At 62.4% G+C, this 23,226-nt stretch carries 23 protein-coding genes; 8 read left to right on the top strand and 15 right to left on the bottom strand.

Features of this window, described 5'->3' with window-relative positions; genetic code table 11:
* Nucleotides 1–317: 317 nt before the first annotated feature.
* The 3 genes from rbsK to AC0L2K_RS16095 form a co-directional block, all read right to left on the bottom strand.
* Nucleotides 318–1,277, bottom strand: coding sequence for a ribokinase (gene rbsK, locus AC0L2K_RS16105; RefSeq protein WP_287237450.1), 960 nt, complete (start codon nucleotides 1,275–1,277; stop codon nucleotides 318–320).
* Between the two features lie 4 nt (nucleotides 1,278–1,281).
* A complete protein-coding gene (locus AC0L2K_RS16100; protein ID WP_473523586.1) occupies nucleotides 1,282–1,734 on the bottom strand; it encodes an RbsD/FucU family protein in 453 nt (150 codons plus the stop codon).
* A gap of 95 nt (nucleotides 1,735–1,829) precedes the next feature.
* Nucleotides 1,830–2,888: an ABC transporter ATP-binding protein gene (locus AC0L2K_RS16095; protein WP_287237448.1), complete on the bottom strand. Its 1,059-nt coding sequence runs from the start codon at nucleotides 2,886–2,888 to the stop codon at nucleotides 1,830–1,832.
* 308 nt (nucleotides 2,889–3,196) lie between these two features.
* On the opposite strand from AC0L2K_RS16095, the gene AC0L2K_RS16090 reads away from it, so the two are divergent.
* The 3 genes from AC0L2K_RS16090 to AC0L2K_RS16080 all read left to right on the top strand — a co-directional run bounded on the left by AC0L2K_RS16090 (nucleotide 3,197) and on the right by AC0L2K_RS16080 (nucleotide 7,064).
* Nucleotides 3,197–4,861, top strand: a complete 1,665-nt coding sequence (locus AC0L2K_RS16090; RefSeq protein WP_258117678.1) for an ABC transporter substrate-binding protein — start codon at nucleotides 3,197–3,199, stop codon at nucleotides 4,859–4,861.
* 152 nt (nucleotides 4,862–5,013) lie between these two features.
* Nucleotides 5,014–6,135 (top strand): carbohydrate ABC transporter permease, encoded by a 1,122-nt coding sequence (locus tag AC0L2K_RS16085; RefSeq protein WP_128170029.1) that lies wholly within the window; start codon nucleotides 5,014–5,016, stop codon nucleotides 6,133–6,135.
* 11 nt (nucleotides 6,136–6,146) lie between these two features.
* On the top strand, nucleotides 6,147–7,064 hold the full coding sequence (locus AC0L2K_RS16080) for a carbohydrate ABC transporter permease (protein ID WP_027155318.1): 918 nt from the start codon (nucleotides 6,147–6,149) through the stop codon (nucleotides 7,062–7,064).
* 125 nt (nucleotides 7,065–7,189) lie between these two features.
* Here AC0L2K_RS16080 and AC0L2K_RS16075 read toward each other — a convergent pair whose 3' ends face one another.
* The gene (locus tag AC0L2K_RS16075) at nucleotides 7,190–7,933 is read right to left on the bottom strand and encodes a creatininase family protein (RefSeq protein ID WP_128170028.1); all 744 of its coding nucleotides are present in this window, start codon (nucleotides 7,931–7,933) and stop codon (nucleotides 7,190–7,192) included.
* A 115-nt stretch (nucleotides 7,934–8,048) separates the two neighbouring features.
* Complete coding sequence (locus AC0L2K_RS16070; RefSeq protein ID WP_473531777.1) at nucleotides 8,049–8,195, bottom strand: hypothetical protein; 147 nt, start codon at nucleotides 8,193–8,195, stop codon at nucleotides 8,049–8,051.
* 40 nt (nucleotides 8,196–8,235) lie between these two features.
* Here AC0L2K_RS16070 and AC0L2K_RS16065 point away from each other — a divergent pair, with 40 nt between their 5' ends.
* Nucleotides 8,236–9,258, top strand: coding sequence for an aldo/keto reductase (locus AC0L2K_RS16065; RefSeq protein WP_473531776.1), 1,023 nt, complete (start codon nucleotides 8,236–8,238; stop codon nucleotides 9,256–9,258).
* 75 nt (nucleotides 9,259–9,333) lie between these two features.
* Here the strand turns inward: AC0L2K_RS16065 and AC0L2K_RS16060 are convergent, their stop codons facing one another.
* From AC0L2K_RS16060 to clpP, 4 genes are all read right to left on the bottom strand, one after another.
* Nucleotides 9,334–9,606 (bottom strand): HU family DNA-binding protein, encoded by a 273-nt coding sequence (locus AC0L2K_RS16060; RefSeq protein WP_023798342.1) that lies wholly within the window; start codon nucleotides 9,604–9,606, stop codon nucleotides 9,334–9,336.
* Nucleotides 9,607–9,800: 194 nt separating this feature from the next.
* Nucleotides 9,801–12,212, bottom strand: a complete 2,412-nt coding sequence (lon, locus tag AC0L2K_RS16055; RefSeq protein WP_287229749.1) for an endopeptidase La — start codon at nucleotides 12,210–12,212, stop codon at nucleotides 9,801–9,803.
* Nucleotides 12,213–12,496: 284 nt separating this feature from the next.
* Nucleotides 12,497–13,771, bottom strand: coding sequence for an ATP-dependent Clp protease ATP-binding subunit ClpX (clpX, locus tag AC0L2K_RS16050; RefSeq protein ID WP_027155315.1), 1,275 nt, complete (start codon nucleotides 13,769–13,771; stop codon nucleotides 12,497–12,499).
* Nucleotides 13,772–14,065: 294 nt separating this feature from the next.
* Nucleotides 14,066–14,695, bottom strand: coding sequence for an ATP-dependent Clp endopeptidase proteolytic subunit ClpP (gene clpP, locus AC0L2K_RS16045; protein WP_128170025.1), 630 nt, complete (start codon nucleotides 14,693–14,695; stop codon nucleotides 14,066–14,068).
* Between the two features lie 334 nt (nucleotides 14,696–15,029).
* On the opposite strand from clpP, the gene AC0L2K_RS16040 reads away from it, so the two are divergent.
* The gene (locus AC0L2K_RS16040) at nucleotides 15,030–15,620 is read left to right on the top strand and encodes a hypothetical protein (protein WP_473531775.1); all 591 of its coding nucleotides are present in this window, start codon (nucleotides 15,030–15,032) and stop codon (nucleotides 15,618–15,620) included.
* Nucleotide 15,621: 1 nt separating this feature from the next.
* On the opposite strand, the gene AC0L2K_RS16035 is transcribed toward AC0L2K_RS16040, so the two are convergent.
* Nucleotides 15,622–16,725, bottom strand: a complete 1,104-nt coding sequence (locus tag AC0L2K_RS16035) for an NAD(P)/FAD-dependent oxidoreductase (RefSeq protein WP_473531825.1) — start codon at nucleotides 16,723–16,725, stop codon at nucleotides 15,622–15,624.
* Nucleotides 16,726–16,916: 191 nt separating this feature from the next.
* Here AC0L2K_RS16035 and AC0L2K_RS16030 point away from each other — a divergent pair, with 191 nt between their 5' ends.
* Nucleotides 16,917–18,173: a cytochrome P450 gene (locus AC0L2K_RS16030; RefSeq protein WP_473531774.1), complete on the top strand. Its 1,257-nt coding sequence runs from the start codon at nucleotides 16,917–16,919 to the stop codon at nucleotides 18,171–18,173.
* On the opposite strand, the gene AC0L2K_RS16025 is transcribed toward AC0L2K_RS16030, so the two are convergent.
* From AC0L2K_RS16025 to AC0L2K_RS16005, 5 genes are all read right to left on the bottom strand, one after another.
* Entirely contained in the window at nucleotides 18,174–18,524 is a 351-nt protein-coding gene (locus tag AC0L2K_RS16025; RefSeq protein ID WP_473531773.1) for a cupin domain-containing protein, read from the bottom strand.
* A 21-nt stretch (nucleotides 18,525–18,545) separates the two neighbouring features.
* A complete protein-coding gene (locus AC0L2K_RS16020; protein WP_473531772.1) occupies nucleotides 18,546–19,826 on the bottom strand; it encodes an O-acetylhomoserine aminocarboxypropyltransferase in 1,281 nt (426 codons plus the stop codon).
* A gap of 200 nt (nucleotides 19,827–20,026) precedes the next feature.
* Nucleotides 20,027–20,548 (bottom strand): CoA-binding protein, encoded by a 522-nt coding sequence (locus AC0L2K_RS16015; RefSeq protein WP_023798349.1) that lies wholly within the window; start codon nucleotides 20,546–20,548, stop codon nucleotides 20,027–20,029.
* 105 nt (nucleotides 20,549–20,653) lie between these two features.
* The gene (locus AC0L2K_RS16010) at nucleotides 20,654–21,076 is read right to left on the bottom strand and encodes a VOC family protein (RefSeq protein WP_023798350.1); all 423 of its coding nucleotides are present in this window, start codon (nucleotides 21,074–21,076) and stop codon (nucleotides 20,654–20,656) included.
* A gap of 15 nt (nucleotides 21,077–21,091) precedes the next feature.
* Nucleotides 21,092–21,913, bottom strand: a complete 822-nt coding sequence (locus AC0L2K_RS16005; RefSeq protein WP_023798351.1) for an enoyl-CoA hydratase — start codon at nucleotides 21,911–21,913, stop codon at nucleotides 21,092–21,094.
* A 151-nt stretch (nucleotides 21,914–22,064) separates the two neighbouring features.
* Between AC0L2K_RS16005 and AC0L2K_RS16000 the strand changes: the two genes are divergently transcribed.
* Both AC0L2K_RS16000 and rplM read left to right on the top strand, forming a co-directional pair.
* Nucleotides 22,065–22,529 (top strand): PaaI family thioesterase, encoded by a 465-nt coding sequence (locus AC0L2K_RS16000; protein ID WP_473531771.1) that lies wholly within the window; start codon nucleotides 22,065–22,067, stop codon nucleotides 22,527–22,529.
* 231 nt (nucleotides 22,530–22,760) lie between these two features.
* A complete protein-coding gene (gene rplM / locus AC0L2K_RS15995) occupies nucleotides 22,761–23,225 on the top strand; it encodes a 50S ribosomal protein L13 (protein ID WP_023798353.1) in 465 nt (154 codons plus the stop codon).
* The last annotated feature ends 1 nt before the right edge of the window (nucleotide 23,226 follow it).

Here is a 23,226-nt window from a genome sequence, read left to right as displayed (position 1 = left end):
CCGGTCCGTCGGCGGCTTGTGACGGTGTGGTGCGGTGAAAGAGCCCGCCGCTCCATTTGCGAAGCGGCGGGGGTCCCCCAATCACCCCCCGATTGTCAGGTCAAAATTGCCCCCCGGCATTGCTGACCGTGCAATTGCGGCGCCAGACCCAGTGATCCATTACGGGACACCTATGCCAAAGACGCAAGCCAGGTTTGCCGATTCATATTAACTGTGCCTAATATGTCACCGTGGTCGGAACGGACTGATGTCACGACGGTGCAGAACCTTTGATGGCGCAGCGAGGCGCCCCCTCTGTCCTGCCGGACATCTCCCCCTCAAGGGGGGAGATCAGCTTCGGCCTTGGCGAGCAGCGCCTCGACCTCTTGCAGCGTCGGCATCGACGGCGCCGTGCCCCGCCGCGTCACCGAGATGCCAGCAACGGCGCAGGCGAAGCGGACCGCCTGCAGCGGGTCCACGCCTCTCGCAAGTGCTGCGGCCAGGCCGCCATTGAAGGCGTCGCCGGCGCCGGTGGTCTCGACCACGGAACCGGCTTTGATCGCGCCAACATGGTCGGAGCGGCTGGCCGTGTGCAGCAGCGCGCCCTGTTCGCCGAGCGTCACGATAACCGCGCCGGCGCCTTTTCCAAGCAAACGATCGGCGGCGCGGCGGGCGTCGTCGATGGACGAAACCTTGATGCCGGTCAGTTCCTCGGCCTCGGTCTCGTTGGGCGTGACATAGTCGCAGAGCGTGTAGATGCGGTCAGGAAGCTTTGCTGCCGGCGCCGGGTTGAGGATGGTCGTCACCCCTGCCCCGCGTGCGATCTCCAGAGCCCGCATCGCCGCCTGGATCGGCTGCTCGAGCTGCGTGACGAAGACGCCGGCCGAGCGGATCAGGCCGGCGTTAGCCTCGATGTCGTCTGGCGAAATCAGCATCGCCGCACCCGGGCTGACGATGATGGCGTTGTTGCCGCTCGTCTCCTCGACGAAGATATAGGCCGCACCCGTATAACTCTCCGGCGTGTCGATGACGGCGCTCTTCACCCCGGCCTGCGTCCAGGTCTGCCTGGCCATATCGGCAAAGGGATCGACGCCAAGGCGCGTCAGAAAGGTGATGTCGGCGCCGAGACGGCCGGCTGCAACCGCCTGGTTGGAGCCCTTGCCGCCCGGGCCGAGGGTGAAGGATGTACCGAGGATCGTCTCGCCCATGCGCGGTTGGCGGGCGGCGCGGTAGGCAGTGTCGGCGACGAAGACGCCCAGTATGACGACAGGCTTGACGACCGCAGGCTTGCCTGGCATCCCGCTACTCCGCGTCCGGCGCCACGACGCCCTTGCGGAAGGCAAAACAGCCATAGAAGCGGCGCTCGCCGGTCTGGATGACGCAATAGGCCTTTTTGGCACGTTCGTAGAAGGCGTAGCGCTCGACCGAAATCATCGGCCAGGCCTTGCCCTCCGCAGCATCGATCTCGTCTTGCACTTCCTGCTGCACGGCGGGAATTTCGTCCGGCTTGCCGACGATCTCCATGCGAGCCGCGGCATCGTCGACGAAAGTGTCCAGCGGATAAAGCGACAGCACCGCCTTGACCACGTCAGCCGCCGGCGCATCGATGCGCAGCAGCCGGCCGAGCACGGTCTGGCGGGCGACCGAATCGGAGGGGAAGTTGGTGTCGGCGATGATCAGATCGTCGCCATGGCCCATCGCCCGCAACGCCTGGAGCACGTCGGCGTTGAGCAGCGGATTGATCCCTTTGAGCATAGTTCCCTCCCGAACGGGCTTTTTGATGCGAAGCTGGCGCATGATCCCGAAACGTTGTCGGTTTTCGGACAAGATCATGCGCAATTCAAAGTGTTTTAGAGACGATTGCCGGTCTCTGCGTCGAAGAGATGGACCTGGTCGAGCCGCGGTTTCAGATGCAGCGTGTCGCCCGGCTTGAAGTCGTGGCGCTCACGGAACAGCGCCACCATCTCGCCCTCGCCGAAACGCAGAAACACCAGCGTTTCGGAACCGGTCGGCTCGACGACGGAAATCTTCGCCGGCACGCCGTCGGGGTGGATTTCGAGATGCTCGGGCCGGACGCCGTAGACGATATTGCGCCCGTCCTCCACCTTGCTGCTTGCAGCCATCGGGAACGGCGTCCCGGCGATCTCGACGATGGGCTTGTCGCCCTTGCGCACCACGCCCTTGAGCAGGTTCATCGACGGCGAGCCGATGAAGCCTGCGACGAACAGATTGGCCGGCCGGTCGAACAGTTCCAGCGGCGCGCCGATCTGCTCGATGCGGCCGTCGCGCATCACGACGATCTTGTCGGCCATGGTCATGGCCTCGATCTGGTCGTGCGTGACATAGATGGTGGTGGTCTTCAGCCGCTGGTGCAGTTCCTTGATCTCGGTGCGCATCTGGACGCGCAGCTTGGCGTCGAGGTTAGACAGCGGCTCGTCGAACAAAAACACCTGCGGGTTGCGCACGATGGCGCGACCCATGGCGACGCGCTGGCGCTGGCCGCCGGAGAGCTGGCGCGGATAGCGCTTGAGATAGGGGTTGAGATCGAGGATATCGGCGGCGCGCTTGACCCGCTCGGCGACATCGGCCGGATCGGTCTTCCGCAGCTTCAGCGCAAAGGCCATGTTCTGCTCGACCGTCTTGTGCGGATAGAGCGCGTAATTCTGGAACACCATGGCGATGTCGCGTTTGGCCGGCGGCAGATGGTTGACGACACGGTCGCCGATGGCGATCGTGCCGCCGGAAACGGTCTCCAGCCCCGCCACCATCCTGAGCAGCGTGGACTTGCCGCACCCCGAAGGGCCGACCAGCACCACGAACTGCCCGTCGGCGATGTGGACGCTGACACCGTGCAGGACCTTGACGGTTCCGAACGCCTTGGCCACATTGCTGATCGCGACTTGAGCCATCGGCCCCCCTTTCGTTGCGGTGAAGCTAAACAAGGCAAACGGCGAGGGCAAGCCAGTCTTTTATAGATAAAAAACTCTGTTCGCGTTTGACACGGCACCTGGTTGTGAGAATAGTGAAAGGGCTCGGGTTTTGACCCTGTTCCGGGCGCGCCGGCACGCTGGTCGGACCACGGAAGGCGAAGCGTTGCGGAGGAAAACTTGGGCCGCTATTTCTGGGAGCCGCTGTTGTTGGGGAACATTTCCAGCGCTCCAAACACCCGAACAATCACCACAGAGATTCAAGCACATAAGATTCTGGGAGGAACGAAATGAAAGTCAGCCTTTACAACCAATTCATGCGGGCGGGTGCCACTCGCCGCGATGTCCTCAAGGGCGCGGCCAGCATGGCCGCGATCGCAGCGGCATCCGGCGCCGGGCTTGGCGCGCTGACGCGCCCGGCTTCCGCGGCAAGCGAATTGCGCGCGCAGATCCTGCAGATCCCCGGTGTCGGCAAGGGCCAGCCGACCGATGCCGACTTCCAGCAGGTCGGCGAGCTTTGCCTGGAGGCGACCAAGGCCAGCGTCAAGGAAGGCGAATTCGCCGGCGTCCAGCTCACCTTCATGGGGCTCAACAACCAGAACCTGCACAATGTGCTGTTTCGCGGCTTCCTGAAGCCGTGGGAGACCTATACCGGCGCCAAGATCAACTGGATCGACCTGGCGCAGGCGGACTACAACGCTCGCCTGCAGCAGTCGATCGCCACCGGCACCGTCGATTTCGACATCATCGAGATGGGCGCGCCGTTCGAAGGCGACGTCTGCGGCAAGGGCCTGACCTCCGAAATGCCGGACTGGGTCAAGGACCAGATCGACATGAAGGACGTCGTGGCCTATCTGCAGCCACCGGTCGGCACCTGGGACGGCAAGCAGTACCGCGTGACCGTCGACGGCGACGCGCACAATTTCAACTACCGCACCGACGTGTTTGCCGATGCCGACCTCGCCAAGGCGTGGAAGGACGGCGGCGGTGGCGGTGAATGGGGCGTGCCGAAGACCTGGCAGCAGGTGCAGGCGGTGACAAAATTCCTCAAGGGCAAGCAGTTCCAGGGCCAGGATGTTTTTGGCTATCTCGACGCGCCCAAGGCCTGGGGTGGCTTCGGCTTCTATTTCCTCGGCAGCCGCGCCAGCGCCTATGCCAAGCATCCCGACGACAAGGCCTGGCTGTTCGACGCCGATACGATGAAGCCGCGCATCAACAATCCAGCCTGGGTGCGGGCGATCCAGGACGTGATCGACGCGCTGCCGTCCGAGCCTGCCGATCAGATCAACGCCGACCCGAACACCACGGCCTTCCAGCAGTTCCTGGCCGGCACCGGTTCGATGGTCACCTGGTGGGGCGACGTCGGCTCCAACGTCAAGACCAACGACAGTTCTGTCGTCGGCGACGTCACCGGCTTCTCGATCCTGCCCGGCTCGGACGACGTCTACAATTCCAAGACCGGCCAGTGGGACAAACTCGCCAGCGGCCCGAACCATGCGCCGAACTGCGCCTATCTCGGCTGGGGCGTCTACGTCATGGCTCGTGTCGATTCGGATGAAAAGAAGAAGAAGGCGGCATGGTCGGCCGCGGCCCATCTCGGCGGCAAGGACCTGTCGCTCTGGTGCGCGGCGTATCCGTCCGGCTTCCAGCCTTACCGCAACTCGCATTTCGACGTTCCGGAATGGGTGGCGGCCGGTTACGACGAGGCCTTCATCACCTCATATCTGAAGTCGGAGGCCGACAGTTACAACCATCCGAACGCCGCGATCGAGCCGCGTATCCCCGGCATCTTCCAATATTACAGCGCCGCCGAGGACATCCTGGCCAATACATTTGCCGGCAAGATGACGGCACAGGAAGGCGCCGACGCCATTGCAGCCGCCTGGGAGAAGCTGACCGACCAGATCGGCCGTGAAAACCAGATCAAGCTCTACAAGGCCTCGCTCGGCATGTAGGTTGAGATTTTAGGAACCGCGGTCCGGCGACGCAAAGCCGCCGGACCACAGCTTGACCGGCCTGCCGGTCATAGCACCCTGACCGGCCAGCCGGTCATAACAGCTTGACCGGCCTGCCGGTCATAGCAGCCTTCAGTGAACGGACGGGACGCGTGGCTGACCAGACCTTGCCCACCAGTGCGTGGCCGGCAAACGCCGCTCCATCCGATCTGATATCGCCGGGCCGCAAGCGGCTCGGCCGGGCGTTGATGGCCGCTGCGACGCTCGGCCTGCTGGCCGTGATCGCAGTCCAAATCCTTTACAAGTCAGAGGTCAACACTATCGGCTTCGAGACCTGGCGGCCGGTCGTCTATGCCTATGTGCTGTGGGGTGTTGCACTCGGCGTCGGCCAGGTGCTGACACGCGGCGAAGACGGCCAGCGCGCGCTGTTCCTGCTGCCGGCGCTGCTGTTCACCATCGCCATGGTGATCTTCCCGACGCTGTTCGGCTTCTACATTGCGCTGACCGACTGGAACCTCAGTTCCTTCTCCGGCCGCAAGTTCAACGGGCTCGACAATTTCTGGCAGATGCTGGCGGATCCCTATTACCGCAACGCGCTGTTCAACATGGTGCTCTATGTGCTGGCGGTGCTGGTCGAATACGTCATCGCTTTCGGCCTCGCTTTGCTGCTCAACGCACAGATCCGCGCGCGTAAATTCTTCCGTGTCGTCTTCCTGATGCCGTTGATGCTGTCGCCGGTCGCGGTGTCGTGGATGATCGGCAAGTCGCTGATGGAATACCGCTTCGGGCCGGCCGCGGCGCTGGCGCGCCAGCTCGGCTGGGAAAACCCCGCCTTCTTCTCAAACCCGATCACCGCCCGCATCTCGATCATGGTGCTGGACGCCTGGACGTTCATCCCGTTCATGATGATCATGCTGCTCGCCGGGCTTCAGGCGATGTCGCGCGAGGTGCTCGAGGCGGCCAGGGTAGACGGCGCCAATGCCTGGCAGACCTTCTGGCAGGTCACCTTTCCGCTGATGCTGCCGGTATCGGTGACGGCGATCATCCTGCGCATCATCTTCAAGTTGAAGCTTGCCGACATCATTATCACCGTCACCTCGGGCGGCCCGGGCGGCGCGACCGATTCGGTGTCGAGCTTCATCTACCGCGAGTATCGCGACCGCTCGAATGTCGGCTACGGCACCATGCTGGCGATGGCCTACCTCATCATCATCATCGTGTTCGTGACGTGGCTGTTGAAATTCGCAAACCGCTTCGTGCGCAACGTCAATTGACAGGCGGCCAGATGAGCGTCCAGACCACCGACTATGCCGCTTCCGAAATTCGCTCGCCGGCGAGCTTTTTCGCCAACCGCGTCTTCATCTATGGCGCGCTGGTGTTCTGGGCCTTCATCTGCCTGTTCCCGATCTACTGGACGATAACCACCTCGTTCAAGACCGCGGTCGACGTCACCCAGGGCCATCTCATCCCGTTCGTCGACTTCCAGCCGGACTGGAAGGGCTGGCGCTCGCTCGGCCTGTCGCCGGATGCGATCTTCCGGACCTCGACGGTGCGCGACGAGTTCATCAAGCGCTTCATGAATTCGGTCATCACCTCGGTCGGCGCATCGAGCCTCGCCATCGTCATTGGCAGCCTCGCCGCCTACGGCCTCACCCGCTTCCGCTATCACTTCGCCTGGTTCAAGAACGAGGACATCTCCTTCTTCTTCCTGTCGCAGCTGATCCTGCCGCCGGTGGTGCTCGCCCTGCCCTTTCTCGTGCTGTACCGGGAAGTCGGCATGCTCGACACGCGCATCGGGCTGATCCTGCTCTACACGCTGATGGTGCTGCCGATCGTTATCTGGATCATGCGCGACCAGTTCAACTCGATCCCAGTCGAACTGGAGGAAGCAGCCCTCGTCGACGGCCTGTCGATCTGGGGCGCCTTCTTCCGCATCGTCATGCCGATCGCGCTGCCGGGCATGGTCGCGGCGTTCATCCTGGCGATGGTGCTGTGCTGGAACGAGTATTTCTTCGCCGCACTGCTGACCTCGACCGACGCAAAAACCATTCCCGTGATGGTGGCGAGCCAGACCGGCTCGCAGGGCATCAACTGGTGGTCGATGGCCGCACTCGCCACCGCCGCGATAACACCGCTCGCCGTCATCGGCATCGCGCTGGAGCGCTACCTCATCATGGGCATGACCGCAGGCGCGGTGAAGTAGGCCCTCGCCACTCCTTCGAGCGTTGCAACTGTGGATGCTTTTGAACGCCGGCAGGACAGAGGGGGGCGCGAAGGATCGCTACGGTTTTCATCCTGCATCCTGCAACGCTCGAAATGGCGCATCCGTTAGCGTGACAATATCGCCCGCATATGCTCGAGGATCATCGCGACGCCCTTTTGCCCCAGTTCCGTCGAGGCCTCAGGGGCGGTCGCCGTATACCATCCCGTATTGTCGGCGAAGTGGCCGGCGTCCACCGCTTCTGGGCACAGCGCCAGCATCAGCGACGTCTCGCCGATGCCGGCATGATCGAAGGGATACTGGCCGTCCGTCACCGTCGGCATCAGCGGATGCACTTGTATCCAGTTGAAGAAATTGCCGCCCTCGGCGTGCTCGGCATAGTAGCCGGCCATCGTCTCGGAGGCCCACCAGCCCTCGCCGCGCTCCTTCTCCAGAAAACGGAAGATCGCCTGGCGGCCAGCGGTCTTGAAGGCGAGATCGGTCGGCATGCCGGCAACAAAGTTCTCGGTCTGGTGGTGGATGATGGCGTGGATGTTGCGAAAACCGATGCGCAGCAGGCTGTAGAACAGTTCCTCCGCGAACGGCGCCAGCGCCCTGCCGCCGACCTGAACCGAGCCATTGCCCTCTGGCGGCGCCACCGCGTAGCTCGCCGCGCCATAGTAGAAGGCTGGCAGGATGGCGATGTTGGCTTCCTTTTCGAACAGCTCCAGCATCTTGACCACCGCCAGCGTATCCATGCCGACGGCCATGTGCTCACCATGGTATTCGAGCACGCCGAGCGGGAGCACGACCGGCCAGTTCTCGGCGATCGCCTTGCGGATCTGGTGCGGCAGCATCAGCTCGTAGCGCATGACGCCTACTCCATGTTGGTGTGGCGGGCGGCGTCGATACGGCTTTCGCCGATCCGAGCCAGCACCGTGCCACGTTCGTCGAGTGCAATCCTGAACAGATCTGTGCCGGCATTCGTCATGACAGACCCACCAGCTTGCTGCCCTCAAAAACCCATCTGGATTGTTTGGTCACATCTTCCCCGAACGGCTTGTTTTTGCTCATGCTATCACCGTGAAAGTTCGTGTCCAACGGCTCGGAGTGCTTTTGCAGCGCCTCAGGCATGATAGTCTCGGGACATACGGAAATGAGGAAACGGCAGCATATGAAGACACGGCATTTCGACCGCATCGGCAATGGCGGCATCAGTTTCACGGAACTCGGCTTCGGCACGGCGCCGCTCGGCAATCTTTATCGTGCCGTCTCCGACGAGGATGCCAACGCCACCCTGGAGGCTGCATGGCGGGTCGGTTGCCGCTACTACGACACCGCACCGCTCTACGGGCTTGGCCTGTCGGAAACGCGGCTCAATCCGTTCCTGCGCTCGAAAAAGCGCGACGACTATGTGCTGTCGAGCAAGGTCGGCCGCATCATGCGCGCCTGCCCGCCGGACCAGCGCACCGGCATCGGCAAGTTCTTCGACACGCCGTCGCGCCGCGAGGTCTACGACTACAGCTATGACGGGGTCATGCGCTCCTTCGAAGCCTCGCTGGAACGCCTCGGCGTCGACCGCATTGACATCCTTTTCGTGCATGACGTCGACGTCTTCACGCATGGCAGCAAGGCGGCCGCGGACCAGCGCATCGAGGAGTTCATGCGCTCGGGCTATTACGGGCTGCTGTCCCTGCGTGACCAGGGCATCATCAAGGCGTTCGGCGGCGGCATCAACGAATGGCAGGTTGCCCAGACGCTTGCCGAGCGCGGCGACTTCGACCTGTTCCTGCTTGCCGGGCGCTATACGCTGCTGGAGCAGGAGGCGCTGCAATCCTTCCTGCCGCTATGCCAGAAGCGCGGCATCGGCATCGTTCTCGGCGGGCCGTATAATTCCGGCATCCTGGCAACCGGTCCGAAGCCCGGCGCCTACTACGATTATACCGAGGCGCCGCAGGACATCATCGACCGCGTCACGCGCATCGAGGCTGTCTGCAAGCGCCACGGTGTGCGCCTGATCGAGGCGGCACTGCAATTTCCGCTGCTGCACCCTTCGGTCGTGTCGGTGATCCCCGGCGGCCAGCGGCCGAGCGAGGTCGAAAGCAATCGGTCGCTGCTCGACGCGAAGCTGCCATCGGCACTCTGGGCCGATCTCAAGCAGGAAGGGCTGATGCGCGCCGATGCACCGACGGCATAGAGCCCGCCAAAGTGGCGCGAAAGAAAAGCCGGGCATGCCCGGCTTTTCTGGTCTCTGAAAAGGGTACGAAGGCGCTTAGTTGACTGCGTCCTTGAGGCCCTTGCCGGCCGAAAACTTCGGCACGGTGCGCGCCGGAATCTGCACTTCGGCGCCGGTCTGCGGATTGCGGCCGGTCGAGGCAGCGCGTTTTGACACTGTGAAATTTCCGAAGCCGACAAGCCGGACATCGCCGCCCTTCTTCAGTTCGCCGGTGATGACGGAGAACACCGCATCGACAGCCGACTGCGCGTCACCCTTCGAAATACTCGCGGCGTCGGCGACAGCGGACACCAGTTCGTTCTTGTTCATAAAAATTCCCTTCCATGAGAAACCGGAACGTACGACTCATCCGGCAGGAAACGGACTTTAGAAAGAAGCGCTTCCGCAACCAAGTCGAAAAGCGTCAAAAGAGTCGAAAAAACCCCGGAATTCCGGGGTTTTTCACATGAAAGAGCCGGGCTCTAGGCCCGGCTCTCCGTTGTGCATTGCAACTTTAGCACGCGCTAATGAGCTAGCGACTTGCTGGCGTCGTCTCCGGCATCCACCGCAGCCGGCGCATTGACCGGCTCGACCCACTCGATCGCCTCCGGCATACGCACCAGCGCATGGCGCAAGACTTCACCGACCCGCCCGACCGGAACGATCTCCATACCGTTCTTCACGTTGTCCGGAATCTCCGCCAGATCCTTGGCGTTGTCTTCCGGGATCAGCACCTTCTTGATGCCGCCGCGCAGTGCTGCAAGCAGCTTCTCCTTGAGCCCGCCGATCGGCAGCACTCTGCCGCGCAGCGTGATCTCGCCGGTCATCGCCACGTCGGCCCTGACCGGGATGCCGGTCAGCACCGAGACGATCGCCGTCGCCATCGCCACGCCCGCCGACGGTCCGTCCTTGGGCGTTGCGCCTTCGGGCACGTGGACGTGGATGTCGCGCTTGTCGAACAGCGGCGGCTCGACGCCGAAATCGAGAGCCCGCGAGCGGACATAGGAGGCCGCCGCCGAGATCGATTCCTTCATCACGTCGCGCAGATTGCCGGTCACCGTCATGCGGCCCTTGCCGGGCATCATGACGCCTTCGATCGTCAGCAGCTCGCCGCCGACTTCCGTCCAGGCGAGCCCGGTGACAACGCCGACCTGATCGTCGGCCTCGACCTGACCGAAGCGGAAGCGCGGAACACCAAGGTAATCGGCGAGATTGTCCGCCGTGATGTCGACCGTCTTCTTCTTCGTCTTCAGGATCTCGGTCACCGCCTTGCGGCCGAGCTTCATCAGCTCGCGCTCCAGACTCCTGACGCCCGCTTCACGGGTGTAGGTCTGGATGATGCCGCGGATCGCGTCCTCGCCGACGGAGAACTCGTTCGGCTGCAGCGCGTGATCGCGGATCACCTTCGGCATCAGGTGGCGCTTGGCGATCTCGATCTTCTCGTCCTCGGTGTAGCCGGCGATACGAATGATCTCCATGCGGTCCATCAAGGGTGCCGGAATGTTCAACGTGTTCGCCGTGGTCACGAACATCACGCTCGACAGGTCGTATTCGACCTCGAGATAGTGGTCCATGAACGTCGAGTTCTGCTCGGGATCGAGCACCTCGAGCAACGCCGACGACGGATCGCCGCGGAAATCCTGGCCCATCTTGTCGATCTCGTCGAGCAGGAAGAGCGGGTTGGATTTCTTCGCCTTCTTCATCGACTGGATGACCTTGCCGGGCATCGAGCCGATATAGGTGCGCCGGTGACCGCGGATCTCGGCCTCGTCGCGCACGCCGCCCAGCGCCATGCGGATGAACTCGCGGCCGGTCGCCTTGGCGATCGATTTGCCGAGCGAGGTCTTGCCGACGCCGGGAGGCCCGACGAGGCACAGGATCGGCCCCTTCAGCTTCTTCTGGCGGCTCTGCACGGCGAGATATTCGACGATGCGGTCCTTGACCTTGTCGAGGCCGAAATGGTCGGTGTCGAGCACGTTCTGCGCGAAGCCCAGATCCTGCTTGACCTTGGAGTTCTTGCCCCACGGTATCGACAGGATCCAGTCGAGATAGTTGCGTACGACGGTCGATTCAGCCGACATCGGCGACATCGTCCGCAGCTTCTTCAGTTCGGCTTCCGCCTTTTCGCGGGCCTCCTTGGAGAGCTTGGTCTTCTTGATGCGCGCCTCGATCTCGGCGGCCTCGTCGCGGCCGTCCTCGCCCTCGCCGAGCTCCTTCTGGATCGCCTTCATCTGCTCGTTGAGGTAGTATTCGCGCTGCGTCTTCTCCATCTGGCGCTTGACGCGCGAGCGGATGCGCTTCTCGACCTGCAGGACGGAGATCTCGGCTTCCATGAAGCCCATCGCCTTTTCCAGCCGCTCCTTGACCGAAAGCGTGGCCAGCATCTCCTGCTTCTCCGGGATCTTGATGGCAAGATGCGAGGCAACCGTATCGGCGAGCTTGGAATAGTCGTCGATCTGGCTGGCGGCACCCACCACTTCGGGCGAGATCTTCTTGTTCAGCTTGACGTAGTTCTCGAAGTCGGTGACGACGGAACGGGCCAGCGCCTCGACCTCGACCTCTTCCTCATCCGGTTCGACCAGTGCTGCGGCGCGGGCCTCGTGGAAGTCGGGACGGTCGGTGAACGAAACGATTTTCGCGCGCGAGGCGCCTTCGACCAGCACCTTGACGGTGCCGTCCGGCAGCTTCAGCAACTGCAGCACATTGGCGAGCGTGCCGATGTCGAAGATCGCATCGGACTCGGGATCGTCATCGGCGGCATTCATCTGGGTCGCAAGCAGGATCTGCTTTTCCTGACCCATCACCTCTTCCAGCGCCTTGATCGACTTTTCACGCCCGACAAATAGCGGAACGATCATGTGCGGGAACACCACGATGTCGCGCAGTGGGAGGACTGCGAAGACGCCGTCGCTGGGAGCCTTGGATATTTTGGCCATTGTCCAACCTTTCATGTCGCGACCGCCAATCGGCCAACCGCGATTCTCATATTAACGACCGGGGATGGTTCCGCCTACCACCGTTTGTGACGGGAGTTTTACAGCACAGAATTCGGCGCCACGGCCTTCCACCGTTAGTTGGAGGCAAGCGAGGCAAAGATCAAGGGTCGTCACGAAACCGTTCATCCAATCCGTCATAATCCGTTCATCATAGCCTGCCCATCCGCAAACGGCAAAACGGCGCCTTGCGGCGCCGTTTGAAGAACTCCACTACAGGACTGACGTCAGGCGCTGACGTTGCCCTTCTTTTCCTTCTGCTCGGAATAGATGTAGAGCGGCCTGGCGTTGCCGGACACCACCTCTTCCGAAATAACCACTTCGCGCACGCCCTCCAGCGCCGGCAGCTCGAACATCGTGTCGAGCAGGATCGCCTCCATGATCGAGCGCAGGCCGCGCGCGCCGGTCTTGCGTTCGATGGCTCGCTTGGCGATCGCCGACAGCGCATTCTCGTGGAAGGTCAAGTCGACATTCTCCATCTCGAACAGCCGCTGGTACTGCTTGACCAGCGCGTTCTTCGGCTCGGTCAGGATCTGGATCAGCGCCGGCTCGTCGAGGTCCTCCAGCGTTGCCAGAACCGGCAGACGGCCGACGAACTCGGGAATGAGGCCGAACTTCAACAGATCTTCCGGCTCGACCAGACGGAAAACGTCGCCGGTGCGGCGATCCTCGGGCGACGCGACGGTGGCGCCGAAGCCGATCGAGGTCTTGCGACCGCGATCCGAGATGATCTTGTCCAGCCCGGCGAAGGCGCCGCCGCAGATGAACAGGATGTTGGCGGTGTCGACCTGCAGGAATTCCTGCTGCGGATGCTTCCTGCCGCCCTGCGGCGGCACGGAGGCGACCGTGCCTTCCATGATCTTCAACAGCGCCTGCTGGACGCCCTCGCCCGACACGTCGCGGGTTATCGAGGGATTGTCCGACTTGCGCGAAATCTTGTCGATCTCGTCGATGTAGACGATGCCGCGCTGGGCGCGTTCGACATTGTAGTCGGCCGACTGCAACAGCTTGAGGATGATGTTCTCGACATCCTCGCCGACATAGCCGGCCTCGGTCAGCGTCGTCGCATCGGCCATGGTGAACGGCACGTCGATGATGCGGGCCAGCGTCTGCGCGAGCAGCGTCTTGCCGCAGCCGGTCGGGCCGATCAGCAAGATGTTGGACTTCGCCAGTTCGACGTCGTTGTTCTTGCCGGCATGCGCGAGGCGCTTGTAGTGGTTGTGGACGGCCACCGACAGCACGCGCTTGGCGTAGGGCTGGCCGATGACGTAGTCGTCGAGAACCTTGAGGATCTCCTGCGGGGTCGGCACGCCCTCGCGCGACTTCACCATCGAGGTCTTGTTCTCCTCGCGGATGATGTCCATGCAGAGCTCGACGCATTCGTCGCAGATGAACACCGTCGGGCCGGCGATCAGCTTGCGCACTTCGTGCTGGCTTTTGCCGCAAAACGAGCAATAAAGCGTGTTCTTGGAATCACCGCCGCTGTTGCCGACCTTGCTCATTTTCATGTCCTTTCATAGCCGCCCGCCGATGGTCTGGTTGAAAGGGCGCATAACTCAATCTATCGCGGGAAATCGCCGCCGCCAGTAGTCCGGCTCCCGCAACGCATTCCATACGAAACACATATCAGAAAACGTCGCAATGATTCGCATCAACCCCGCACAAAGCTAAGCCGTCGAAAATCAACATAGGCTTAACGTAGGCAATCGCTCCCGTCGAGGGAACAGCCAATTGTGGCCGAAATGCCGCAAGCGGCATCAAAAGCGTGTTTTCCCGCCATCCAACTGCCACCAGGCTTATGTGGCAAGACCCTCGATCGGCTCACGCGACGAAATGACCTTGTCGATGAGGCCGAATTCCCTGGCCTCGTCGGAGGTCATGAAATGGTCGCGGTCGAGCGTCCTTTCAATCTCGTCGTAGCTTTTGCCGGTGTGCTTGACATAGACCTCGTTGAGGCGGCGCTTCAGCTTGATGATGTCCTGGGCGTGGCGCTCGATGTCGGAAGCCTGGCCCTGAAAACCACCGGAAGGCTGGTGGACCATGATGCGGGCGTTCGGCGTGGCGAAGCGCATGCCCTTCTCGCCGGCGGTGAGAAGCAGCGAGCCCATGGAGGCGGCCTGGCCGATGCACAGCGTCGCCACCGCCGGCTTGATGAACTGCATGGTGTCGTAGATCGCCATGCCCGAGGTGACGACGCCGCCGGGCGAATTGATGTAGAGGTTGATTTCCTTCTTCGGATTCTCCGCTTCGAGGAACAGCAGCTGCGCGCAGACCAGCGTCGCCATGCCGTCCTCGACCGGACCGGTGATGAAAATGATGCGCTCTTTCAGGAGCCGCGAGAAAATGTCGTAGGCCCGCTCGCCGCGATTGGTCTGCTCGACCACCATCGGAACGAGGTTCATGTAGGTTTCGACGGGGTTCTTCATGGACTATCCCTTATTGAAGATGGGATTCCGGCGCCGGAGATGAGCAAGTCGGGCAGAATCGGTTCTGGATCGTTATCCCTGTAAATAGGATGTCGGCTCACCCTAGCGCAAGGCCGCCCCTCCTAGCCATCCGGTTAAGTCGAATCAAGGTTTCTGCACAGAATTCGGGCGAAGCTGCGCCGGCTGCTGTTGAAGCGGCGCGGCTGCGCTGCCGGGTAACAGTTTCTTAACCGCGTCGCTTAACGAAATGTGCCGAAACTGCTTTCCCGGGACACGGCTTCCCCTACAATTCAACGTTGAGCTTGCGTGGAAAGTTCAAACTGGGGGGAGTGCAATGATCGGGAAAACTGCTTCCTCGGCCATCGCCAGCCTCGCCGTCCTCGGCATGATGTCCGAAACGGCTGCCGGCGGGCGCGCCGTCGAGTGCTACGAGCAGGTCAACAGGCCGGCCGTCTACAAGACCGTCTACGAAAACGTGCTCGTCAGCCCGGCCGGTCAGCAGGTGGAATCCGTTCCGGCGATCTACGGGACGCGCGAGCGGGTGGTGCAGATCGCACCGGCGCGTGTCGGCTACGAGATCGTGCCTGCCATCACCCGCACCATCTACCGCACGGTGAAGGTCGATGACGGCGGCTACTCCTGGGAATGGCGCGTCATCAACGGCCGCAAGGTGCTGTGCAAGGTCAGGCACAAGGCGCGCTATCAACGGGTGGCCGAGACCGTGGTGGTGCAGCCGGAGCGCCAATGGCGCGTCGTCAGTCCCGCCGAGTACGAGAGCGTCGCCGAGGAGGTTCTGGTGCAGCCGGAGCAGCGGCGGATCGTCAATTTTCCCGCCACCTACCAGACAGTGGCGCGCCGGGTTCTGGTCCGCGAGGGCTCGTCGCGCTGGCGGCAGGTGCGTGTTCCGCGGCACTGCCGGTTTTAGGTCAGACCGCCTCCGCCCGCAGCCACGCTTTCAGGCCGCCGACGTCGCCATTGCCGTCGGTCGCTGCGACGCGCCTGCCGACCGCCGCGCCGAACTTGTAGCCGTGGCCGGAGCAGGCCGAGACGACAAGGCATTTGCCCTTCTCATGCGCCAGGAACTTTTCGTCGACGGTGAAGGTGTAGGCGCAGGTGACGACCTCGGTGACCTTGTATTCTTCGATACGGGCCATCGGCGGCGAAAACAGGTCGCGGATCGCCTCGCCCTCGCCCGCCACCGGCTGGCGGTTCCAGTCGGCATCGCTGGTCGGCACCCTGTGCAGCCCTGAGCCGAATTTCATGCCGGCGCCGCCGGACGGCGGGATCACGTAGCCGTCGATAGCGCCGCCGACGTCGAGGATGACCGGGGCCGAATGCCATGCCGCTTTCAGATCCGCCGGCGGTTCGACATAGGCGAGCGCGGTGCGCCAGGTCTTCAGGTCGCCGCCCAGCTCCGGAAACAGTTTCAGCACCCAGGCGCCAGCGGTGACGACGATGCGGTCGGCCTGCATCGTCTCGCCGCTTTCAAGCATGAGGCGGCCAGCCTCGGCGTCGACCTCCACCACCTTGCTGTTTTCGTAGACATTGGCGCCGGTTCTCCGCAGCCAATCGGCGAGGCGGGAGGCAATCTTGCGACAATGCAGCGCACCACCCTCCGGCGAAAAATATGCGTAGCGGAACGAGCCGGGCTGCAGGAACCGCCAGCGCTTGGCCGCGGCGTCCGGCTCGAACAGTTCGATCGGGTAGTTTCCGGCTTCCATGCCCTCGCGGTATTCCTCGGCTTCGTCTCCCGGCTCCCGCGAAATGCAGATGAAGCCGCGCGGGTCGAGATGGTTCTCGCCGAGGTCGGCCCACATCTCGTCCCAGGCTTCATAGGCTTCGGTGATCAGCCGGCCATAACCCGAGGCTGCGCCATAGGCGCGGCGGATGACGCGGTGATGGTCGCCCGAGGCGGCAAGCGGATTGGGAATCGGTCCCTGCTCGACGATTGAGACCCGGTGCCCGGCCTTGACCAGCGACCAGGCCGTCGAAAGCCCCGCAATGCCTGCGCCGACCACGATCACATTCATCAAGTCAGTCTTTCCGCAGCCGCGCCGGCTGGCTAAATGCGCTTTTGTGCATGTCTGGCGCCAGGCTGGCAAGCCTTGGAGCGCCGCGTGTCGTTGGGGCGCGCAAAGGACGCTCCAACACTTTTGGATCTGCGCATGATCCTTTCCGAAAACCGATTCCGGTTTTTGGCGTCATGCGCTAATGATCCACAATGACCGATTTGGTGCCACCAACTTACCTGGCCTTCGATCCGGCCACCCGTCATGTGCGGCTCGATCCACACGAGGCGGCTTTCTTCCAGGACCCGTACGCGGCCTATGCTTTCATGCATGGCACATCGAATGTCTTCTTCTGGGAAGAGTTCGGCTTCTGGTGCTTTGGCGGCTTCGACGACGTCAGCCGGCTGCTGCGCGACCGCCGCTTCGGCCGCCAAAACCCGGCCGGCATCCCTGACAGAAGCGGCGTCGGCGAGGACCGCATCCATCTCAGCAGCTTCGACGGCATCGAGGCCAATTCGATGCTGGAGCTGGAACCGCCCGTTCACACCAGGCTCAGAACGCTGGTCAATCGCGCCTTCGTCTCGCGTCAGGTCGAGCGGCTGAGGCCGCGCGTCGAGGCGCTGGCCAACGAGCTGATCGACCGTTTCGAGCCGGGCCAGGTCGACCTGCTGCCAGCCTTCGCATCGCCTTTGCCGATCACCATCATTGCCGAGATGCTCGGCGTGCCGGTCGAGATGGGGCCGCAACTCATCGACTGGTCGCATCGGATGGTCGCCATGTACATGCACGGCCGCACCCGCGAAACGGAAGAGACGGCCAATCGCGCAGCACATGATTTTTCGGATTTCCTGCGCGGCCATGTTGCCGAGCGGCGCAAAAACCCCAGCGACGATCTGCTGTCGCTGCTGATCTCGGCGCAAGACGATGGCCAAAGACTCTCTGAGGACGAGCTGGTGTCCTCGGCGATCCTGCTGCTCAATGCCGGCCACGAGGCGACCGTCCACCAGACCGGCAATGCGGTGCGCGCGATTCTCGCGCAAGGCGGCGACCCGCGCCGCTTCTTCACCTCGCCGCAAACGACCACCGCCACGGTCGAGGAATGCCTGCGCTTCGACGCGCCGCTGCACATGTTCACGCGTTATGCCTATGAAGAAATCGAGGTCGGTCCCGCTGTCGTCGTGCGGCCGGGCGAGACGATCGGCCTGCTGCTCGGCATGGCCAATCACGACCCGGCGGCCTTTGCCGAACCCTTCGCCTTCCGGCCGGATCGCGCCGACCAGAAAAACGTCTCGTTCGGCGCCGGCATTCATTTCTGCATCGGCGCGCCGCTCGCCCGGCTCGAATTGCAGCTATCGCTGAAAACCTTGTTCGACCGGCTGCCGCGGCTGCATCTGGCCGAACAGCAGCGTTTTCGCGACACCTATCATTTCCACGGGCTGGAAAGACTCGTCGTGCACACCGGGCAATGATCAAAGCTTGATCACATACTCCTTGCGTGTCGTTTCAAGCACTTCCCAGCTTCCCTTAAAGCCCGGCCTGAGCACGAAACTGTCGCCGGAGCTGACGGTGCGCGCCTCGCCGCCCTCCTCCGAAATCACCGAAACGCCCGACAGGATGTGGCAAAACTCCCACTCGTCGTATTCGATGCGCCATTTGCCCGACGTCGCCTCCCAGATGCCGGCATTGAGGCCACCGTCGCGTTCCTCGACATTCCAGGTGCGGAACTTTGGATCGCCTGAAATCAGGCGATCCGGCGCCGGCGCGCCAGGTTCCGGCTCGACGCTTTCAATATCGACGGAGAGGAATTTTGGCGCGGTCATGGAAACTCCTTGCAGCAGGGGTCAGACGTTGGCGAGAGCCTGTTCCAAGTCGGCGACGATGTCGTTGACATCCTCGATGCCGACCGAGAGCCTGACCGTATCCGGCCCAGCGCCGGCCGCGACCTTCTGCTCGTCGGACAGTTGCCGATGCGTGGTCGATGCCGGATGGATGACCAGCGACTTGGTGTCGCCGACATTGGCGAGGTGCGAGAACAGTTCGAGCGCCTCGACGAATTTGATGCCCGCCGCATAGCCGCCCTTCAGGCCGAAGGTGAACACCGCGCCGGCGCCAAGCGGCGAGTACTTCTTCTGCAGCGCATTGTTGTTGTCGCTGGGCAGGCCGGGATACGACACCCAGGCGATTTTTGGGTGGTTGGACAGCCACGCGGCGACGGTGACCGCATTGTCGCAATGGCGCTGCATCCTGAGCGGCAGGGTTTCCAGGCCGGTCAGGATCAAGAACGCATTGAAGGGCGAGATCGCCGGGCCCATGTCGCGCAGGCCGAGCACGCGCGCGGCAATGGCGAAAGCGAAATTGCCAAATGTTTCGTGCAGGACGAGGCCGCCATATTCGGGGCGCGGCTCCGACAGCATCGGATATTTGCCGGATTTCGACCAGTCGAAGGTACCGCCGTCGACAATGGCGCCGCCGATCGAATTGCCGTGGCCGCCGATGAACTTGGTCAGCGAATGCACGACAATGTCGGCGCCATGCTCGATCGGCCGCACCAGATAGGGCGAGGCCAGCGTGTTGTCGACGATCAGCGGCAGGCCATGCTTGCGGGCGATGTCGCCGATCTTTTCGATGTCGACGAAGACGCCGCCCGGATTGGCCAGGCTCTCGATGAAGATCGCCTTGGTCCTGTCGTCGATCTGGCTTTCGAAGGTCGAGATGTCGTTGGTGTCGGCCCATCGCACCTGCCAGCCGAAATTCTTGAAGGCGTGGCCGAACTGGTTGATCGAGCCGCCGTAAAGCCTTGTCGCGGCGACGAAATTGTCGCCCGGCTGCATCAAGTTGTGGAACACAAGCACCTGCGCGGCATGGCCCGACGCGACGGCCAAACCCGCGGTGCCGCCTTCGAGTGCCGCGATACGCTCTTCCAGCACCGCCTGCGTCGGGTTCATGATCCGGGTGTAGATGTTGCCGAAGGCTTTTAGCCCGAACAGCGAGGCGGCATGGTCGGCATCATCGAAGACAAAGGAGGTCGTCTGGTAAATCGGCGTGGCACGCGCGCCGGTCGCCGGATCCGGCTTGGCGCCGGCATGGACGGCGAGCGTGTTGAAACCGGGCGTGCGGGTCATGGATTACCTCCCCTGAATGCTGAATGCTGAATGCTGAGTGGTGAATGGTGAATGGTGAATGGTGAATGGTGAATGGTGAATGGTGAATGGTGAAGACAACGTCGGCCAGCCCCATCCTGATTGCAAGCGGCTCATATGCCGCCGTGGCCGCCTTCCCGAAAAATCCTTCTATTCACCATTCACTATTCACCATTCACCACCTACTTCCGGCGGACGCCAAAACTCTGGAATCCCGGCCGCATCAGCGGCTTCTTCGACGACAGCACGCCTGAGTTGACGCCGGTCCAGCCGATCTCGCCTGACAGCTTGCCATATTCGATCTTGGGGCAGCGGTTCATCACCACCTTGATGCCGGCGGCCTCGGCGCGTGCAGCCGCCTCGTCATGGCGCACGCCAAGCTGCATCCAGATGACGTTCGGCAACGGATCGAGCCGCAAGACCTCGTCGACGACGCCCGGCACCGCCGCGGAGCCGCGAAAAACGTCGACCATGTCGATCGGCTCGGGAATATCGGCGAGCCTGGCGTAGGTCATCCGGCCAAGGATTTCCTTGCCGGCCTGGCCGGGGTTGATCGGGAACACCGAAAACCCCTTGCCCAGCAGGTATTTCAGCACGAAATAGCTCGGCCGCACATCGTTGGCGGACGCACCGACCATGGCGATGGTCTTCACCGAATTGAGGATGCCGGCGATATAGGCATTGTCGTAGGCGTCATGGTTCATGCGGCGTCCTCATACAGAGCTTCGGCGAGAAAACCATCCGGACCGTAGCAGAAACTGCGCATCATGCGGAAATGGTCGTATCGTGGAAAGCCGTGGGAAACGCGGTCAACCCGGCAGCGAGATGCTGCCGTCTTCCGCGATCGGAAAAGCCGGATTATGCGCCACTTCCCAGATATGCCCTTCGGTGTCGGCGAAATAGCCATACCAGCCGCCCCAGAAGGCGCGGCCGGCCGGCTTGACGATCCGGCCGCCGGCCTTCTCGGCCATCGTCAGCACGTCATCGACCTCCGCGTCGGAGCGCGTGTTGTAGGCGAGGTAGATCGCCGACGGCGCCCTACCGAACGTAACGCCTGAATCGGCTTCGGCGCTTTCGCGCGGGAACAGCCCGAGAATGACGCCGCCCATCTGGAAGAAGGCGACGCCCTCGGTGATCCCGGCATGGCGGGTCAGGCCCATCGCCTCGTAGAAGCGCGTGGCGCGCTCGAGATCATCGACGGCAATGGTGATGATGGAGATGCGAGGCTCCATGTCTATTCTCCGTCCCTATTCCTCCGTCCATTCCGGCTTGCGCTTGCCGATGAAGGCGCCGATGCCCTCTTCAGCGTCGCGCGCCAGCATGTTCTCGACCATGACGCGGCCGGTATAGGCATAGGCGTCGGCCAGCCCCATTTCGGCCTGCGCGTAAAAGGCTTCCTTGCCGGTCTTGACGACCAAGGCCGATTTTGCAGCAATGGTTTGCGCGTATTTGGTGACAATCTGATTGAGATATTCGCGCGGCACGACGCGGTTGATCAGGCCGAATTCCTTGGCCGTCGCCGCATCGATGGTCTCGCCGGTCAAAAGCATCTCCATCGCCTGCTTGCGCGAAACGTTGCGCGACAGCGCCACCATCGGCGTCGAGCAGAACAGCCCGATATTAACGCCCGGCGTGCAGAAGGTCGCCTCGTGCGAGGCGATCGCCAGATCGCAGCTCGCGACCAGTTGTGCCCCGGCCGCCGTCGCCAGGCCATCGACCTCGGCGATCACCGGCCTGGGATGGCGCACGATCGCCTGCATCAGTGCCCCGCAGGCGGAAAACGTCTCCTCGAAGAACGCCTTGCCGCGATCGGCATCGGTGCGGCGCGCGGTCATTTCCTTGAGGTCGTGTCCGGCGCAGAACATTTTTCCGGCGGCCGCCAGGACGATGACGCGGACGGATCTGTCGGATTTGGCGCGGTCGAGTTCCGCCGTCAGCGCCGCCATCACCGCCAGCGACAGCGCATTGGCCGGCGGATTGGCGAGCGTCAGGCGGAGCACGCCCTTGTCCAGCCTCGTGACAACAGGACCTTCGGCAACAGCCGGCTTGATGGCGACGATTTCAGCCATTTTTCAAACCTCTTCCCATGTCTCCAACCTCATCATTGGCCAGCGGCATCGGGTTCGCGGGGCCATGGAACAAAAGAACTAGCACGCTGTCGATTGAAGAACAGGCTTAAGGCGTGTTTTCTCAGGCCACGGCACATACAGGAAACCGCCTATGCCTGCGCAAAAAAATCTCAAGCCGGTGCTGACCGCGGCGCAGGTCAATGCGCTGATGGAGACCGTCTATCCGCAGCTCAACGACCAGTTCACCTTCTACGAAGCGATCGAGGTGTTTGCGGGCGGCTGCACGGTACGCCTGAATGCCGACGAGCGGCATTTGCGCCCCGGCGGAACCGTGTCGGGCCCGTCGCTGTTCACGCTGGCCGACATAGGCGGCTATGTCTGCGTGCTTTCGCATGCCGGGCCGGACGCGCTTTCGGTCACCACCAATCTCACCATCAATTTTGTCCGCAAGGCCGAGGCCGGACCGATCGATGGTCATTGCCGCATCCTGAAGCTTGGCAAGAGCCTGATGGTGTTCGAAATCGACATCGTCGCCGGACCGGACGGACACACGGTAGCGCACGCCACGGGAACCTATTCAATCCCGCCGAAGCGGTTTGATCGTGTGGTAAAATAATACCTTTATCTCAAACCTTTGTTTTTACTGTGTTTTGTCCGCCCTGTTGGTTTTCATCAGCCTTGACGTGATACCTCCCCCTCGCCTATAAGCCCTCACGGAACAGCGGCCCGCAAAGGCCGCCGTTTTGTTATTGGCGGCGGGCGAGCGCTCGGCGTCAATCCAAGCAACAAGAAACGCCTTTCCTTGTCGTTCGTCGATGGGGAAGGTCCGAACCGAAAGCAACAATCCATGGCAACCTTTTCGCAGAAGCCTGCGGATGTGGTGAAGAAGTGGGTGCTGATCGACGCCGAGGGTCTCGTCGTCGGCCGTCTCGCCACTGTCATCGCCAACCATCTTCGCGGCAAACACAAGCCCACCTTCACCCCGCATGTCGACGACGGCGACAACGTCATCGTCATCAATGCCGACAAGGTGGTGTTCACCGGCAAGAAATTCACCGACAAGGTCTATTACTGGCACACCGGCCACCCCGGCGGCATCAAGGAGCGCACCGCGCGCCAACTGCTCGAGGGCCGTTTCCCCGAGCGTGTCGTCGAGAAGGCCGTCGAACGCATGATCCCGCGTGGTCCGCTCGGCCGTCGCCAAATGAAGAATCTCCGCGTCTATGCAGGCACGGAACATCCGCATGTCGCCCAGCAGCCCGTCACGCTCGACGTGGCCAAGCTGAACGCCAAGAACAAGAAGGTTTCGTAAA

Source organism: Mesorhizobium sp. WSM4817, assembly GCF_055811135.1.
This window is presented reverse-complemented; position numbering and strand designations above follow the sequence as displayed.